This window comes from Nocardia araoensis NBRC 100135, assembly GCF_000308435.1.
Lineage (GTDB): Bacteria > Actinomycetota > Actinomycetes > Mycobacteriales > Mycobacteriaceae > Nocardia > Nocardia araoensis.
Genome location: NZ_BAFR01000271.1, coordinates 1 through 1,338, shown reverse-complemented (window position 1 = coordinate 1,338; position 1,338 = coordinate 1). Strand labels below are relative to the sequence as shown.

Annotated in this window: 1 protein-coding gene; it reads left to right on the top strand. The window is 66.8% G+C overall.

The window, feature by feature from the left end:
- Positions 1 to 1,338 (top strand): MDR/SDR family oxidoreductase (locus tag ON21_RS30335; protein ID WP_039803635.1); only part of this gene is annotated, 1,338 nt, incomplete at both ends.

The window sequence follows — 1,338 nt, the reverse complement described above, 5'->3', positions numbered from 1 at the left end:
TACCCCGATCCGGACGCTGTGCTGGGTGTGGAGGGCGCCGGTGTGGTGGTCGAGGTGGGTTCCGGAGTGACGAACCTCGTGCCGGGTGAACGTGTTTTCGGTTTCTTGACCGGCGTGGGGTCGGTCGTGGTGGCCGACTGCCGGTTGGTGGTGCCGATGCCCGCGGGGTGGTCGTTTGCGGAGGCGGCGGCGGTGCCTGCGGTGTTTGCTACGGCGTTTTATGGGTTGGTGGATGTGGCGGGGGTTCGCGCTGGGGAGCGGGTGTTGGTGCATGCGGCGACGGGTGGGGTGGGGTTGGCTGCGGTGCAGTTGGGGCGGTGGTTGGGTGCGCGGTTGGTGGTGACGGCGAGTCGTCCGAAGTGGGATGTTCTGCGGGGGTTGGGGTTCGGTGACGAGGAGATCGGTGATTCGCGGTCGTTGGATTTCGAGGGGAAGTTCCGTGCGGGGTTGGGTGGGGTGGATGTGGTGTTGGATTCGTTGGCGGGTGAGTTCGTGGATGCCTCGTTGCGGTTGCTGGGGGTTGGTGGCCGGTTCGTGGAGATGGGGTTGCTGGATCGGCGTGATCCCGAGCGGGTAGCCGCCGAACATCCCGGGGTCACCTACAGCGGTTTCATGCTCATGGACGTGGCGCCCGACCGGCTCCACGAGATCTTGACTCGCATCGTCGACCTGTTCGAGGAGGGTGTGCTCACCGCGTCTCCGCTCACCGCGTGGGATCTGCGGCAGGTGCCGGAGGCGTTGCGTTTCATGAGTCAGGCCCGGCATATCGGTAAGAACGTGTTGACGGTGCCTGCGCCGTTGCGGCCCGAGGGCACGGTGTTGATCACGGGTGGTACCGGTGGGTTGGGTGGGTTGGCTGCTCGTCATCTGGTGGCCGAGTACGGGGTGCGCAGGCTGGTGCTGGCGAGCCGACGCGGCCCGCATACGCCCGGTGCGGCCGAACTCCGTGACGAACTCGTGGCTCTGGGCGCGCACGTGGACGTGGTCGCTTGCGATGCGGCGGACCGCGATTCGTTGGATGCGCTGCTGGCGGCGATCCCGCCGGAGCATCCGTTGACCGGTGTCGTGCATGCGGCCGGTGTGCTGGCCGACGCGCTCCTGGAGAACATGACCGCGGAGCGGATCGAGCGGGTGTTGCGGCCGAAGGTGGATGCGGCGTGGAATCTGCACGAGGCGACGCGGCATCTGGATTTGTCGATGTTCGTGTTGTATTCGTCGATCGCGGGTGTGATCGGTAATGCGGGGCAGGCGAATTACGCGGCGGCGAATGTGTTCCTCGACGCGTTGGCGCAGTACCGGCGGGTGCACGGCCTGCCGGCGACCTCCATCGCCTGGGGG